Source organism: uncultured Roseobacter sp. (genome assembly GCF_947493125.1).
Lineage (GTDB): Bacteria > Pseudomonadota > Alphaproteobacteria > Rhodobacterales > Rhodobacteraceae > Roseobacter.
In genome coordinates this window covers 526,967-542,257 of record NZ_CANLQB010000001.1, presented here as the reverse complement: position 1 = coordinate 542,257, position 15,291 = coordinate 526,967, and the positions used below count along the sequence as shown (strand labels likewise).

The following is a 15,291-nucleotide window of genomic DNA, read 5'->3' as shown; positions in this document are numbered from 1 at the left end:
CATGAACACTGCACGCCGCACCTCCGGAACCACTGTCGCAGCCCATGCTGTTCTGATCCTCTACACGATCATCGCGCTGTTTCCTGTCTTCGTCATCCTGATCAACAGTTTCAAGGATCGCCGCGCGATTTTTCGAGACCCCCTGGGGCTGCCCAACGCGGAGACCTTTTCGCTCATCGGATACGAGACCGTACTGAAGCAAGGTGATTTCTTCCTCTATTTCCAAAACTCGATGATCGTCACCGTGGTCTCGCTTTTTTTGATCCTGCTCTTCGGAGCCATGGCCGCCTTCGCGCTGGCCGAGTACGGTTTCAGGGGCAACACCCTCATGGGGCTCTATCTGGCGCTCGGCATCATGATCCCGATCCGGATCGGCACCGTAGCAATCCTGGAAATGATGGTCTCCACCGGCCTTGTGAACACGCTGACAGCGTTGATCCTTGTCTATACCGCGCAGGGCCTGCCACTGGCGGTGTTCATCCTCAGCGAATTCATGAAAGGCGTCTCCGATGATCTCAAGAATGCCGGTCGGATAGATGGGTTGTCGGAATATAAAATTTTCTTCCGCCTGGTCCTGCCTCTGGTGCGACCTGCGATGGCAACGGTTGCGGTCTTCAACATGATCCCGATCTGGAACGATCTTTGGTTCCCGCTGATCCTGGCGCCGGCGGAGGAGGTCAAGACGCTGACACTCGGCTCCCAGGTCTTTATCGGGCAGTTTGTGACCGACTGGAACGCCGTTCTCTCTGCACTATCGATGGCAATCCTGCCGGTGATGATCCTCTACGTGATCTTCTCACGACAACTCATCCGCGGCATCACCTCGGGTGCAGTCAAATGAGAGTGCTGATTGCGGGTTTGGGCAACATGGGCCGCAGCCATGCGCTTGCATACCATGTCCATCCGGATGCCGAGATCGTGGGGCTGGTGAACCGCTCCGAGGTCGCGGTGCCCGAGTCGCTGGACGCCTACCCAATGCACCGCGATTTCCATGACGCGCTGCGAGAGACGCAACCCGAGCTCGTGGTGGTCGCCACCTACACCGACACGCACGCGGATTATGCCATCGCGGCGATGGAGGCAGGCGCACATGTTTTCGTTGAAAAACCGCTTGCGATGACGGCTGAAGATGCGGCTCGCGTCACGCGAACCGCGCGCCAGAAAAAGCGTAAGCTTGGGGTTGGCTACATTCTTCGGCACCATCCCAGCTGGCAAAGGCTGATTGCCGAGGCGCGAGACTTGGGCGGCCCCTACGTCTTTCGGCTCAACCTCAACCAGCAGTCGGACGGGCCCACATGGGAGACACACAAGGCGCTGATGGAGACGACCTCGCCCATCGTCGATTGCGGGGTGCACTATGTCGACGTCATGTGCCAGATCACAGACGCGAGGCCTCTCCGCGTGCACGGGATCGGCCTTCGTCTCAGCGATGAGATCCCGCCGGAGATGTACAACTACGGCCAGTTCCAGGTCGTGTTCGAGGATGGCTCGGTCGGCTGGTACGAGGCTGGTTGGGGTCCGATGATGTCGGAAACAGCGTTCTTCGTCAAAGACGTCGTCAGCCCAAAAGGCGCGGTGTCGATCACCGACGGCAACACGGGCGCCTCCGACGATATCGACGGGCACACCAGGGTCGGCGGCCTCCTTGTGCACCGTCCGGACGGTGACCGGCTGATCGCCCTGCCAGATGAGCCCGGCCATCAGGCGCTCTGTGACGCAGAACAGGCCTGGATGATCCACGCTATTAAAAATGACATCAATCTCGACCGGCATATGCAAGACGCAGAGCAGTCGCTGCGCATCTGCCTCGCCGCGGATGAAAGCATCCGCACCGGAAACCCCATTTTGCTAGGAGGGACGCCATGACCGCGCTCAAGCTGACAAACGTCAATAAATCCTTCGGACCGGTCCACGTCCTGAAGGACATCAATCTAACTGTAGAAGAGGGCGAGTTCGTCGTGTTTGTCGGGCCGTCCGGCTGCGGGAAGTCCACACTTCTGAGGGTGATCGCGGGTCTTGTGGATGCGAGCTCCGGCACTATCGAAATTGGCGGAGACGTCGTGAACACCGTGCCCCCCGCGAAGCGCGGCATTGCGATGGTGTTCCAGTCCTACGCGCTCTATCCCCACCTCACGGTCAAGGACAATATGGGGCTGGGATTGAAGCAGGAAGGTCGGGCCAAATCCATCGTTGAAGACCGCGTTGCTAAGGCCAGCAAAATGCTGGACCTCGACCGCTACCTGAGCCGCCGCCCTGCGGAGCTCTCTGGAGGCCAGCGCCAGCGGGTCGCGATTGGGCGGGCCATTGTGCGCGACCCAAAGCTTTTCCTGTTCGACGAACCGCTGTCGAACCTCGATGCAGCGCTGCGCATGAACACGCGCGTTGAGATTGCGGCACTGCACCGAACGCTGTCCGCCTCGATGATTTACGTCACCCATGACCAAATCGAAGCCATGACGCTGGCCGACAAGATTGTGGTGCTCCGGGATGGCCGCATCGAACAGGTCGGCTCGCCCATGGAGCTTTACAACAATCCAGCAAATCGCTTCGTTGCCGGCTTTCTCGGGTCGCCGTCGATGAACTTTCTTCAAAGCTCAGTCCCAGGTCTTGCGCCGGGGCAGACAATTGGGATCCGCCCCGAACATCTCACCCTCTCGGAAGGCGGACAAATCAACGGCAAAGTGACCCATGTGGAACGGCTGGGAGGTGACACGAACCTGCTGGTCGTCACAGACGCCGATGAAACGCTCACGGTCCGTCTTTTCGGTCAGGATCAAACCAACGTCGGTGCGGCGATCAGACTGGCATTTGACCCAGCTCATGCATTCTACTTCAATGACGCAGAAGAGCGTGTCTACCAAAACGCGGCCTAGCTTCTATGACGGGCGCATGCGGCCGCAGAAAGGACACGCTCCTTCCCGAGGGACAAGTGCCAAGGGCAGTGCGACGCTTCTTGTGTTGAAAACCGGACTTAGAGGCTCTCATTCCCGCCAGTCATGGGTGATGAACGCAGCCGGCCATTGATTTCCTCGAATACCAAGGCATAGGCAAGGTTCCAGAGAACACCGATCAAACGCACTATGCGGTTGCAGGAACAAGGGCGCATGCGCTCCGCACATTTGTAGCAGCGGAGTCCATCTCCGAGTTGGCGACAGGCAAACGCGACCTGCGATACCTTGCCGCGCGAGTACCCCTTTCCCAATCGCATCTGTTTGAGCGAAGAGGGACAATCGGTGTGTCTGCTCAAAATGACAGACACTGGCCTGGTCATGCCGCCAATCGTCCAAAACGTCAGTCTCGTGCAATCGCCCAAGAACATACTCTAATACAAAGGACTTCGTCACTGCATGCTCAGCTGAGGCGCGCAGGTTTTCTGTTTTGCATGCCACCTGAGCCAGCGCGTAAAGCCCAAGTGAAAAACGGTTTTGTGCCTATCGTCCAAGCTGCTTCTTGGCATCTTCAGGTAACAATTGGAGTTGCGAATATCTAGTAACTTCAATAGTTACTTGTCGTGACCAGTCCGACTCGAAGGGCGTTTTTATGCATAGCAACTTAGCAGGCAATGGCATTTCTACCCAGCGAACGGCGGACATGACAGTTCGCCGCTTGACGATAGGTTTGACGGCAGTCGACTTATACGATCCGCGCAACCAAAACCCGACCAAGGCAGATTGCGTATCGGCGAGGGACGGAGCAACGTCGCCGGTCTTCAGACTTGACCCAAGAAATGCTGCCTCAGTCACCCTCTCACAGAGCAAAGTCGCGCGGTCCCTACCCCTGCGCACAAGTCGAGCGCTACCTCGCAATCCTGCGCAATTGGCGATGGAAGGGAATCATCTTGCTGACCAGTCTTGAGGGCATGTTTCGATCACATAGCGGCTGTAGAGAGGAACGCGCGACGACCCCGTGCAAAATCGCGCAACCAATACCTGGGGAGAGGACCGCTTCTGGTGCTCCGGATGATAGCGACGGCCCTGCTATTGCTGAGATGTCAGTTTCCACCCACATCAGCCTGCGCGCCCCGCCCGCCGGAAACCTTAGCCACGCAACAGACGGAATAGAAGTCGTCCCTCAAACGCATGTTGGCCCCATGCGTACAACACTCGCGTCGGGCAGATTTGGCGCCTTCATGCTCTCCGGACCCACCCGTGAGCCACTCTCTGCTTTCGGCCATGAAGCAAAGGGGCAGCTTTTTTGTTACCAACCACTGGTCAATGCCGACTTGATACAAGCCGTCAAGGCAGTCGTATGATAGATGTCCGCGTTCCCATAATGAATAGGTCTGCAGCGGATATCGACGCGATCGCCACACGTCTCTTGCACGCCTGTCGCAGACGGGTGACACAGCAAGGTCTCTCAACTGACGGACACACCCATGCTTCGGCTTTTTGCGTTTCAGCGGCGGTGCCGATCTCTTTGCACAGTGCGCTTCGGGCAGAACAGCCCGCGTCAGGTCAGGTGCACCGGCTCCCGACTGTCAAGCTCACATCTGAAGTTTCGCCTATACTTGTAATCGATACAATTCGTGGTTGGGAGGACGTGGAATGAGGCGCAACCTCGGAGCCACAACGCTCCGCCGAAAAAAACGCCGATCCGTTGATCCCATGGGGCAGTACGACAACTTGCCCGCCCCACTGCGGCGGTGGCTGTCACAAGCAGCACTTCCATGGTCTCCAACGTCAGCACGCCGTCTCTGGGATCGAGCCTGTGCCCAGGGTCTTTGCACGGAGGACGCCCTGCATCTCCTGCGCCAAGCGGAAGTAAAGACTCTGGCACGCGACCGGCGCACCCCTACCCGCGATTCCAACCCTCAATTCTGAAGGACCCGTCATGTCACTTTTGAAACGTCTCGCAATTGCTGTGGCACTCGCCTGCTCGATAGCGCTGCCCGCGGTTGCGCAAGATGGCAGCCTCACGATTTCGGTCGGCTTCGGCCCAACGGCGGAGGTGCCCGATCCCCGCATTAACTACAATGGGTGGATGTCGAACCAGACGGGTGTCACGGAGACACTCATGGGGATCGACTACGAGCTGAACCTCTACCCACGCCTGGCTGAAAACATCGAACAGACGTCTCCGACGACCTGGCGCGTTGCCCTGCGCGATGACCTGATGTTTCACGATGGCACATCTGTGACCGCGCAGTCGGTTGTCGACGCCATCGCCCCAATTTCCGAGGAGGGCAACCCCGCCTACAATGCACGCATCTCCAACCTGCTCGATCTCGCGGGTCTTGAAGCAGAGGGTGACCGCGTCATCATCTTCAAAACACGCAGCCCCAATGCGGCCTTCCCCTGGACCTTGTCCGAGCCCGGTATCGCTGTTCTTGGTCCGCCATCGGAGGCTTTTCCGATCAACGCGACTGGCCCCTACATCTTCCGCGAGGCCGTCCCCGAGCAGCTCTACCGTGTCGAGGTGAATGCCGATTATCGCCTCGGCACCCCCGGACTGGAGGAAATCCGCGTTGTCGTGATCCCGGATCCGGCGGCTGCGGCGCTCGCGTTTGAAGCGGGCGAAGTCGATATGGTCATGAACTACCCCGAGACCGACTTTGCCCGCATTCAGGAAACCGGGGCGCAAGGCTTCTCCGCACCCACCGCGCGGCTCTATTTCTACACCGTCAACGCGCGGAGCGGCCCGATGTCCAACCCACTCATCCGACGGGCCGTGTCCGCGGTGATCGACCGCCAAGGCATCGTCGACGCCGCACTTTCCGGCGTTGGGGGCGAGCCGGCGGGAACCATTTATCCCGCTGGCACGGGATGGGCCGCCGATATCAATCCGCTCCACGACCCCACCCGCGCCGAGGAGCTGTTATACGAGGCTGGTGCGATCAAGGAGGGCGGTGTGTGGACGCTCGATGGTGAACCGCTCGCATTGGACATCGTCACGTACTCGTCGCGCGCCGCTTTGCCGCTGACTGCAGAACTGACCCAGGCCTTCCTGCAGGCCATCGGAATCAAAGCGACCGTACGGATTGGCGAATACGGAGCGAGCGACGAGGCCATAGCCGCGGGAGACGCCGATCTATTCCTGCAAGCCTGGGTCACGACCCCCCAGGGCGACCCCGGTGCGGTTCTGGAGTCACTTCTACAGACAGGAGGAGGTTCCAACACGGGTGGCTACAGCAACACCGAACTCGATCAACTCCTGGCGGATGGACGCACGACCTTCGACCAGGAGAAGCGCGCGGCAATCTATGATCGCGCGCAGGAGATCATTGTCGAGGATGCCGCCTTGATCCCTGTTTTCCACGTGTCACAGGTCAATGTGGCGCGGGCGGGTCTGACCGGCTACGCCGTCCACCCGACGGAGACATATTGGATCACCCACGAGACGGCCCTACGGGAATGACGCTGACGGTGCGCGGCCTCAGCGCCACTCGGTCAGGCCGTACGATCCTTCATCGAACCGACATAATCATTGAGCCCGGCGAACGTGTCGGGCTTGTCGGTGCGTCAGGGTCTGGCAAATCCACCTTCGGACATGCGTTGGTCGACGACTTGCGAGCGCGTGGTCGTAGCGTTGCCCATGTGCCGCAGAGCCCAAGCGAGGCGCTCGACCCGCTGAGGTCACTGCGCTTTCACTGGCGTGAAGCGGAACAGGCACTCAACCTCGCGCCGGATACGTCGCGCCAGCATGCACTATTTGGCGCCCTTGGCATCGACGGAGGCGATCTGCGCAAACGTCCCTGGGGTTGGAGCAGGGGCATGCAGCAGCGCTTTGTCATCGCCATGGCACTGCTTGGCACGCCGGAATTATTGGTGATGGATGAGCCGACGTCGGCACTGGATCCCGTGATTGCCGCGGCAACCATGGATTTGCTCGACACCTATCTCGCGGACCGCAAAACAGCGCTTTTGTTGATCACACATGATCTGGGTCTTGCCGCACGGCGCGTCTCCCGCCTTGCGGTCATGGACGCAGGCCGCCTGGTAGAGAATGCTGCGACGCACCGAATACTGTTGAACCCTCAGAGCCAGGCTGCAAGGGCGCTCTGTGCCCATCGCAACTGGTTGCAGCTGCCATGCTGAATGTCGATCGCATCTCGGTCCGACGCGGCAAGGCTTTGGTGCTGCGCGATATCTCACTCTCCCTTGAACCGCGCCGGACGCTCGCCGTCGTCGGTGAAAGCGGCGCTGGAAAGTCGACACTTATCGCCGCAATCCTCGGTCTTGTTCCCTGCGCGCGCGGCCACGTCACCTGGTCGGGCGCACCGCTCGGCAGCGCCCGTCCGTCTCTCGTCATGCAAGAGCCGCGCAGCGCCTTCAATCCGCAGCTCTCTTTGCGCCGATCTGTCCTGGAACCGTGCGTGGCGCAGGGGCTCGCTCCAGACACACGCAGACTGGAGCGCCTGTGCGATGGGCTCGAACTCACATCTGATCTGCTTGACAGGCGCCCGTTCGAAGTCTCGATCGGTCAGGTGCAAAGAATTGGAATACTGCGCGCCCTCATCGCTGCGCCACCGCTGGTTCTGTTCGATGAGCCGCTGTCTGCCCTCGATGCAGTCAGACAGAAGCACACGGCGCGCCTCATCGCCGACCTGCAAGCAGAGGAGGGTTTCGCGGCCCTCGTCGTGACGCATGATCTGGGCTATGCGGCGGCTTATGCCGATGACATCGCCGTCCTGCGCGCGGGAAAGATCGAAGAGATAGGTGCCGCCAAGGCTTTTGTCGCCGCTCCGCAGACCGCCTATGGGCGAACCTTGCGGGACGCCGCTTTTGCCCTTGGCGCGTTGGAACGGGTCGCATGATTCGGTTTTTCATTGGGTTGTTCTTACGCGCCACTGTCGTGCTGGCCGGGACGGCACTGGCGACCTTTGCGCTCTTGTGGCACGCCCCCGGGGACCCGGCTCTGGCCGTTGCCCTCGCGCGGTATCGGGCGGTTGTTCCGGACGCGGTGATCGATCAGATCCGTGCGGAAGCGGGGTTCGATACCGGGTTTTGGACCGCCTTTGTGCATTGGCTTGCCCCAATGCTGCGGGGAGACTTCGGGCAGTCGGCGGTTACCGGGCGGGATGTCGGGCCCGATTTGTTGACCGCTCTGTCCTATACGACGCCACTTGCGTTGCTCGGGCTGCTGATTGGTCTCGCCATCTCGATCCCGTTGGCACTTGTGGCCACGAAAAGGCCAGGACAGTGGATGGACCGGATTTCAGTGGCGCTCGCCTCTATCGGTGCTGCAATCCCAAGCTATTGGTTGGGTCTGCTTTTGATCTTGCTTTTTGCGGTGCAGCTTGGCTGGCTGCCAGCGATGGGCGCACGCACCGCAGCCCATATCATCCTGCCTGCTCTGACCTTGGGGCTCGGCGTCGCGGCCTCGCTGACACGCATCTTGCGCTCGGGCCTTCTGGAGGCGCGCGGACAGGCGTTCCTACCCGCTTTCCACCGTCGCGGGGTCGGAGCCCACGCCGTGGAACGCGACCACATCGCGCCTCACGCGGCGATACCGGTTATCACCGTTTTTGGTCTGGAACTGGCCTTTTTGCTGGAAGGTGCCGTCATGGTGGAGGTGATCTTCGCCCGCCCCGGTTTGGGCACATTCCTCGTCGGCGCCATCGAGGCACGCGATTTCCCGAAGGTGCAGGCGGTGGTAATCGTGGCAGCCACGCTATTTGTCACTGTCAATCTTCTGATCGACCTTCTCTACCGGGTGCTTGATCCACGCATCGGAGAGCGCAATGCGTAGTATCATGCTGCTGTCGGGCGCGTTACTCGCTCTCGCGGTGCTCGGCCCGCTGATTGCGCCCAATGATCCGATGGCCATCGACATCCCGAACCGTCTCGGCCCACCGAACCCGGAGCATTGGCTCGGCACAGATGCAATGGGCCGCGACATCTTATCGAGACTTTTGCACGGCGCGCGCTGGACGATTGGCCTCGCGTTCCTGATCTCGGTCGCCGGATTACTGGTCGGAACCGCTCTCGGACTACTCTCAGCGTTAGGTGGCAAGGTCGTCGATTGGGGTCTCATGCGTGCAACAGACACGTTTTTGGCCTTCCCTGATCTCGTTGCAGCGGTGGTTGTCGCCGGCCTGCTCGGTGCGAGTACCGGTAGTCTTATCTTTGCGCTCACAGTCACGGGGTGGATGCGCTATGCGCGTGTTGCGAGGGGGATCGGCCTATCGGTGAAAAGCCGCGGCTATGTGATTCAAGCGCAGCTTGCCGGGCTATCACCGCTTGCCACCGCACGTTGGCACTACCTGCCCTCGTTATTGCCGTCCCTCACTGTCATCTGGACCGGGATGTTCGCCCGCGCGATCCTCGGCATCTCCGCACTCGGCTTTCTCGGCTTTGGCGTGCAGCCGCCTGTTCCAGAATGGGGGACCATGCTGCTCGACGCGCGCATCCATATGCGGTCGACACCCCTGCAGATGATCTGGCCGGGTATAGCTGTTGTGTGCTCCGTCCTCGCTATCAATCTGGCAGGCGACGCCTTGCGCGATGACCTAGCGGGGCAGCACCACGCGCAATGACCACCGGACCACTCGGGGCGGCCGCATCCGCTGGTGTCTCACCCTCGTCCCTGTGACGGGCGCAAGTGTTTCGACCACGGCGACTCGCCTCGGGCCGCAGGTCTATTGATCCAAGGTGCGGTATCGTGATGGATGATCTCTCCAGACCAAGAAATCGACCGATCAGACCGGCGGATGCAGAGCATCTCGGTAGGTTTCTTCGACTCCGTCTCGTTTATCGCCGGTGGATGCAGAACCTACTGATCGGCTGCCAAGGGCACGCGAAATGAGGTTTAGTTGAATCAATTTTTGGTTCATTTTGTGCTCTCGGCTAGAACTGCTCATGCGTTTTCACAGTGCTGCAGTTGGAGACGACGAAAGGCTCCCAAATAGGCAAAATCTAACACAAATGCAGCGTCTTATTCCTTGCGCGCATATCAATATGTTTACCCGTTTCATGTGATCCAGCGCCGACCTGTGTTTGTATGTCTGCCGGATCTTTATGAATCGCGTTATCGAGTGCTTTACCCAAGATCACAACCACTGGATGGTGGCGCTCGCTGCAGCGATCTGCATCATTGGAAGTTGTCTCTCGGTTCTTCTCAGCATGCGGCTGCTGTCGTCTTATGGCAGGCGTCGTTGGGTCCAACTGATGCTCACCAGTCTGATTGCAGGCGCGACGATCTGGTCAACGCACTTCGTCGCTATGCTGGCGTACGAGCCGGGCTATCAGCATGGCTATGAGCCGGTGGCGACAGGTATTTCTCTCATCATTGCGATTGCAGGTATTCTCGCCGCCAATGTGATCCTGTCCTTCGCGCCAAAGGGCTTTTATACATTGGTTGCCGGTGCCATTTTCGGTCTGACCGTATCGGCGATGCACTACATTGGCATGTCTGCCTATCTCTTGCCCGGTGAGATTGTCTGGGACCAAGGCTATGTCATCGCATCCGTTGCACTGGGAGCGACTTTTGGTGCCATCGCCTATCACCGGATCGCATTCCCCATCACACCCTTCTGCTGGCTGGGCGGAACGCTTGCGATGGTGCTTGCCATATGTGCGATGCATTTCACCGGAATGGCAGCCATTGAGATCGCGCTCAGCCCGCTGCAACAGGTGCCGCCAAAGGTGGTTTCAGACGCGACGATGGGTCTCTTGATCATCGGCGTTATGGGGGTCGTGCTGCTCGCCGGCTTTGCGTCTGTGAGCGTTCAGACCAGCATCGAAGAGGAAGCCCGGGCCAAGCTGCAACGCGCCGCGCTGGAGGATCCCTTGACGGGTCTGCCAAACAGGATGCATCTCAACCAAAAGCTCACGGAGCTTTCTGCGCGACTGAATGCCGACGAAACCGAACGCGCCGCTGTCCTGACCATCGACCTCAACCTCTTCAAGGAGATCAATGACGTTTACGGGCACGCGGCAGGTGATGCTGTTCTGTCGACCATCGGCAAGCGGATCGCGCAGGCGCTTGAGCCTGACGAGTTCGTCGCGCGCGCTGGCGGAGACGAGTTCGTGGCGCTCAAGCGTGGCATCCGGAGGCAGGACCAGGTCACCGCTTTCGCAGAACGTCTGCACGCCTTGGTCGTGGAGCCCATCGAGATCGACCAGGTCTCGATGATTGTGGGCGCCTCAATCGGGACCGCCACCACGATCAATGACGGTCGTGTTCTGCACGATCTGCTGCATAAGTCCGACCTCGCCATGTATCGCGCCAAGATGGAGCCGGAGCGGCACATTTGCCCCTATAACGCGGAAATGGATCGTCAAAGTCGCGACAAAATCCTCATGATAAGCGATCTGCGGCAGGCCGTGGCCAATGACGAGTTTGAGTTGGCCTATCAACTCCAGAACGACATCCAATCCCTCGCGCCCGTCGGGTTCGAGGTGCTGTTGCGGTGGAATCATCCGACGAAAGGTCGGATCCCACCGAGCGATTTCATCCCAGCGGCCGAGGAGTCCGGCTTGATCAGAGATATCGGCCTTTGGGTGCTCCGCACCGCGTGTTTCGAGGCAATGACCTGGCCCAAGCCTTACAAGATTGCCGTAAACGTGGCGCCCCAGCAGTTGGTGCAACCCTCCTTTCTCGAGCATGTCTCCGACATCCTTTTCGAGAGCCGGTTGCCCCCCGAACGGTTGGAACTTGAGGTCACGGAGGCCAGCATCATTGACGATCAGGCTCATACCCTCCGTGTGATGCACCGCCTGAAGGAGATGGGGATTCGCATTGCGATGGATGACTTTGGGACGGGGTATTCGTCACTGGCCACACTCCAGACCTTTCCGTTCGACAAAATAAAAATCGACCGCAGCTTTGTTCAGAACGTGCATCTCGACCAACAACGGGCCGCAATCGTACGCTCGACGCTCCTGTTGGGCGCGGCCCTCAATATCCCCGTGCTTGCCGAAGGTGTGGAGGTCGAAGACGAACTGGCCTTCCTGCGCACCGAACGGTGCGATGCGGTCCAAGGTTTCTACTTCGGCCGGCCAATGTCGCGCGCGGATTTGCAACGGGTTTTCGAGGACGATGATCGCGCCGACAAGGCCTCCTAAATCGGGAGGCCACGCTCGCTTCGGCATTGCCTTTGATGCCCTCCCGGGTATCCTGCTTCGTCGGAAAAGAGGCATAGATGCGCACACAAGTCGTCATTGTAGGTGGGGGGCCATCGGGCCTGCTGTTGTCGCAATTGTTGTATACCCGCGGCATCGACAGCATCGTTTTGGAACGAAAGACACGCGACTACGTGCTCGGTCGCATTCGCGCCGGTGTTCTCGAACAGGGCATGATGAACCTCATGGCAGAGGCGGGTGTTGACGCTCGGATGAGGTCCGAAGGTATCCCGCATCACGGCACGCTACTCGCTCACAACGACACTCTGTTTCGCATTGATTTCACCAAGCACACTGGCACCCCCGTCATGGTCTATGGTCAGACGGAAGTGACCCGCGATCTTTATGACGCCCGCACTGTTTGGGGCGGTCTGACCGAATTCGAGGTGGATGGCGTCGAGATCCATGACGTTGATCGCGACGCACCTTTCGTCACCTATCACGTTCGGGGCGAAGCGCGCCGCATAGACTGCGATTTTATTGCAGGTTGCGATGGGTTCCATGGTGTCAGCCGGGCATCCATCCCAAAGACGGTCCGACGTGAGTATGAGAAAATCTACCCCTTCGGCTGGTTGGGCGTCCTCAGTGAAACGCCACCGGTGGCAGAAGAGCTGATCTATGCGAATTCGGATCGGGGCTTTGCGCTTTGTTCGATGCGCAACCCGCAGCTCTCACGCTACTACATCCAGTGCAGCATCCGCGACAAACCGGAGGCGTGGAGCGACGACACCTTCTGGAGTGAGCTTAAGCGCCGCATCCCTTGCCAGCATGCGGACCAGCTTGTCACCGGCCAGTCCATCGAGAAATCCATCGCCCCGCTCCGCTCCTTCGTGACCGAACCGATGCGGTGGGGGCGGCTGTTTCTCTGTGGCGATGCGGCCCATATCGTCCCGCCGACCGGTGCCAAGGGATTGAACACCGCAGCGTCGGACGTCCACTACCTCTTTGAGGGCCTGACGCGTCATTATATCGACAAGGACGATAAAGGGCTTGCGCGCTACTCGGAAAAGGCGCTGGCGAGGGTTTGGAAAGCGGAACGCTTCAGCTGGTGGTTCTCCTCGATCATGCACCGCTTCCCAGATCAGTCAGACTTTGACCTCAAGATGCAGCACGCCGAGCTGGACGTTCTGCGCACAAGCGATACAGCGCAGAAGGCGCTGGCGGAAAATTACGTAGGCCTGCCCTACTAGCCCGCAAGCGATGGCAGGAAGAGCACGATACCGGGAAAAGCCACCAGCAGCGCGATAGTGATGGCGTCGGCCACAAAGAACGGCGTCACACCCTTGAACACGTCCTGCACCGAGAGATCCTCGCGCACCCCGGCAACCACGAAACAGTTCAATCCGATGGGCGGGGTGATCAGACAGAACTCGGCCATCTTGACCACCAGAATGCCGAACCAGATCGCGCACATGGGCCCTGACATGCCGAAGGCGCTGTCAGCGGCGCTGACGAACTCGCCGCCGTTGAGAGCCATCACAGCCGGATAGACCACCGGCAGCGTCAGCAGCAGCATGCCGATGGCATCCATGAACATGCCCAAGACGGCATAGGCCAGGAGGATGCAGATCAGGATCAGCATCGGCGACATCTGGAGCGAAGTGATCCAGTCCGCGAAGGCTTCGGGCAGTTCGGCGAACCCCAGGAAGCGGACGTATATCAGCACGCCCCAGATGATCGAGAAAATCATCACCGTCAGCTTGGCGGTGTCGAGCAACGCGTCCTTGAGCTGCCCCCAGCGCATGCCTCGATAAAGCGCCATCAGAAAGATGATGAAGGCGCCAATGGCCCCGCCCTCGGTGGGCGTACCCCAGGCCTCACCGAAAGGGTTGTAGACAAAGAAGATGATAATCACGACGACTGCAACGATGGGCAGCGCGGGCGGCAGCGCTTCAAACCGCTCGCGCCAGGAGAATCCGCCGACGGGTGGGCCGACGCTCTTAAAGACCACCGCGATGCCGATGATCAGACCGGCATAGACCACTGCCGAAAACATCCCCGGCAGGAAGCCGGCCAAGAGCAACTTGCCCACGTCCTGTTCGACGATGATCGCGTAGATCACCAGAATGGCCGAGGGGGGAATGAGTGAGGCCAGCGTGCCACCGGCGGCAACGACCCCGGCGGCAAACTGCTTGTTGTAGCCGATCTTGAGCATTTCGGGGATGGCAATGCGAGCAAAAACGGCGGCGGTTGCCACAGAGGCCCCCGAGACCGCAGCAAACCCCGCGGTCGCAAACACGGTGGAGACCGCGAGCCCGCCCGGCACCCAGGCGATCCAGCGCTTGGCGGCCACGAAGAGCGCGGTGGTCAGCTTGGCATAGTAGGCCAGATAGCCAATCAGGATGAAGACGGGGATCAGGCTCAGAACCTGGGCCGAGACCTTCGAATGCGGGGTCAGACCGGCGATCTTGACGCTGATCTCAACCGCCTTCCAGAAACGATCGGGGTCGTAGTCGAACCCGTTCCAGCGCAGCCAGACCAGACCGACAAAGCCTGCAAGCCCGGCGGCAAAGGCCACGCGCATCCCCAGCACGACAAAGACCAGCAGGCCGCCGCTGACCCACAACCCAATTTCAATAGGTTCCATCAGTCCGCCCCGTCCAGCGCTTCGGCTTCCAGGCGGGCCTGCTCGGCCACCGAGAGGTTCAGCGGCACGGCCACCGGGCTCTCCAGTCCAAGCACCAGCGCGCGCCCGTAGCCCCAGGCCTGTAGCATAAGTCGCAGCGCCAGCACGGCAAAGGCAACGGGCACAACGAGTTTTGAGGGCCAGACCGGCAGGCCGATGTCGATGGAACTGTCACGGCTGCACAGGGGGCGGGCACAGTCGAAGGAGCGGTCGAAATGATCCCAGGCGCCCCAGGTCAGCGCTAGGATCAGCAGCAGGATCAGCAGCACCGAGACCAGCTCGAAGAACCACAGGAGCCGCCCGCGCAGCGCGCTGACCAACATGTCCATGCGCACATGGGTGCCATCGCGCTGAACGTAGGAAACGCCCATGATCGCGATGATAGGCATGGCCGCCTCGATGTAATCGACGTAGCCCGCCAGCGGTGAGCCAAAGAATTTTCGCCCGATGACGGAATAGGCCGCCAGAAACATCAGCGAAAAGATCGCCAATCCGCTCAATAGCGCACAGAGCCGCTCGACCGGCAGCAATGCACGGTCCAATCGGCTCAGCAGACTGGAATCTTCAAGCACTGCGGCGGATCCCGCCATCGTCCTGCCCCTT

Annotated in this window: 13 protein-coding genes; 11 read left to right on the top strand and 2 right to left on the bottom strand. The window is 59.9% G+C overall.

Annotated elements, in window-relative coordinates:
• The first annotated feature begins 1 nt into the window (after window position 1).
• The 11 genes from Q1A71_RS02660 (at window position 2) to pobA (ending at window position 13,252) form a co-directional block, all read left to right on the top strand.
• On the top strand, window positions 2–841 hold the full coding sequence (locus Q1A71_RS02660; protein WP_299671446.1) for a carbohydrate ABC transporter permease: 840 nt from the start codon (window positions 2–4) through the stop codon (window positions 839–841).
• Window positions 838–1,866, top strand: a complete 1,029-nt coding sequence (locus Q1A71_RS02655; protein ID WP_299671443.1) for a Gfo/Idh/MocA family oxidoreductase — start codon at window positions 838–840, stop codon at window positions 1,864–1,866. Before Q1A71_RS02660 ends, Q1A71_RS02655 begins: the two co-directional genes overlap by 4 nt.
• Entirely contained in the window at window positions 1,863–2,873 is a 1,011-nt protein-coding gene (locus tag Q1A71_RS02650) for an ABC transporter ATP-binding protein (protein WP_299671441.1), read from the top strand. Before Q1A71_RS02655 ends, Q1A71_RS02650 begins: the two co-directional genes overlap by 4 nt.
• Before the next feature lie 1,671 nt (window positions 2,874–4,544).
• On the top strand, window positions 4,545–4,820 hold the full coding sequence (locus Q1A71_RS02645; protein ID WP_299671439.1) for a DUF6525 family protein: 276 nt from the start codon (window positions 4,545–4,547) through the stop codon (window positions 4,818–4,820).
• A gap of 10 nt (window positions 4,821–4,830) precedes the next feature.
• Window positions 4,831–6,354, top strand: coding sequence for an ABC transporter substrate-binding protein (locus Q1A71_RS02640; RefSeq protein ID WP_299671437.1), 1,524 nt, complete (start codon window positions 4,831–4,833; stop codon window positions 6,352–6,354).
• Entirely contained in the window at window positions 6,351–7,034 is a 684-nt protein-coding gene (locus tag Q1A71_RS02635) for an ATP-binding cassette domain-containing protein (protein WP_299671435.1), read from the top strand. The genes Q1A71_RS02640 and Q1A71_RS02635 overlap by 4 nt, the downstream gene beginning before the upstream one ends.
• A complete protein-coding gene (locus Q1A71_RS02630) occupies window positions 7,028–7,753 on the top strand; it encodes an ATP-binding cassette domain-containing protein (RefSeq protein ID WP_299671433.1) in 726 nt (241 codons plus the stop codon). The genes Q1A71_RS02635 and Q1A71_RS02630 overlap by 7 nt, the downstream gene beginning before the upstream one ends.
• Window positions 7,750–8,688, top strand: a complete 939-nt coding sequence (locus tag Q1A71_RS02625) for an ABC transporter permease (protein ID WP_299671431.1) — start codon at window positions 7,750–7,752, stop codon at window positions 8,686–8,688. The genes Q1A71_RS02630 and Q1A71_RS02625 overlap by 4 nt, the downstream gene beginning before the upstream one ends.
• Window positions 8,681–9,475 carry an ABC transporter permease gene (locus tag Q1A71_RS02620; RefSeq protein ID WP_299671429.1) on the top strand — a complete coding sequence of 265 codons (795 nt, stop codon included), beginning with the start codon at window positions 8,681–8,683 and terminating at the stop codon, window positions 9,473–9,475. The genes Q1A71_RS02625 and Q1A71_RS02620 overlap by 8 nt, the downstream gene beginning before the upstream one ends.
• Window positions 9,476–9,956: 481 nt before the next feature.
• The gene (locus tag Q1A71_RS02615) at window positions 9,957–12,005 is read left to right on the top strand and encodes an EAL domain-containing protein (RefSeq protein WP_299671427.1); all 2,049 of its coding nucleotides are present in this window, start codon (window positions 9,957–9,959) and stop codon (window positions 12,003–12,005) included.
• 77 nt (window positions 12,006–12,082) lie between these two features.
• Entirely contained in the window at window positions 12,083–13,252 is a 1,170-nt protein-coding gene (gene pobA / locus Q1A71_RS02610) for a 4-hydroxybenzoate 3-monooxygenase (protein ID WP_299671425.1), read from the top strand.
• Here pobA and Q1A71_RS02605 read toward each other — a convergent pair.
• Window positions 13,249–14,649, bottom strand: a complete 1,401-nt coding sequence (locus Q1A71_RS02605; protein ID WP_299671423.1) for a TRAP transporter large permease — start codon at window positions 14,647–14,649, stop codon at window positions 13,249–13,251. The two genes, pobA and Q1A71_RS02605, sit on opposite strands and share 4 nt — an antisense overlap.
• A complete protein-coding gene (locus Q1A71_RS02600) occupies window positions 14,649–15,278 on the bottom strand; it encodes a TRAP transporter small permease (protein WP_299671421.1) in 630 nt (209 codons plus the stop codon). Before Q1A71_RS02600 ends, Q1A71_RS02605 begins: the two co-directional genes overlap by 1 nt.
• Window positions 15,279–15,291: the final 13 nt, after the last annotated feature.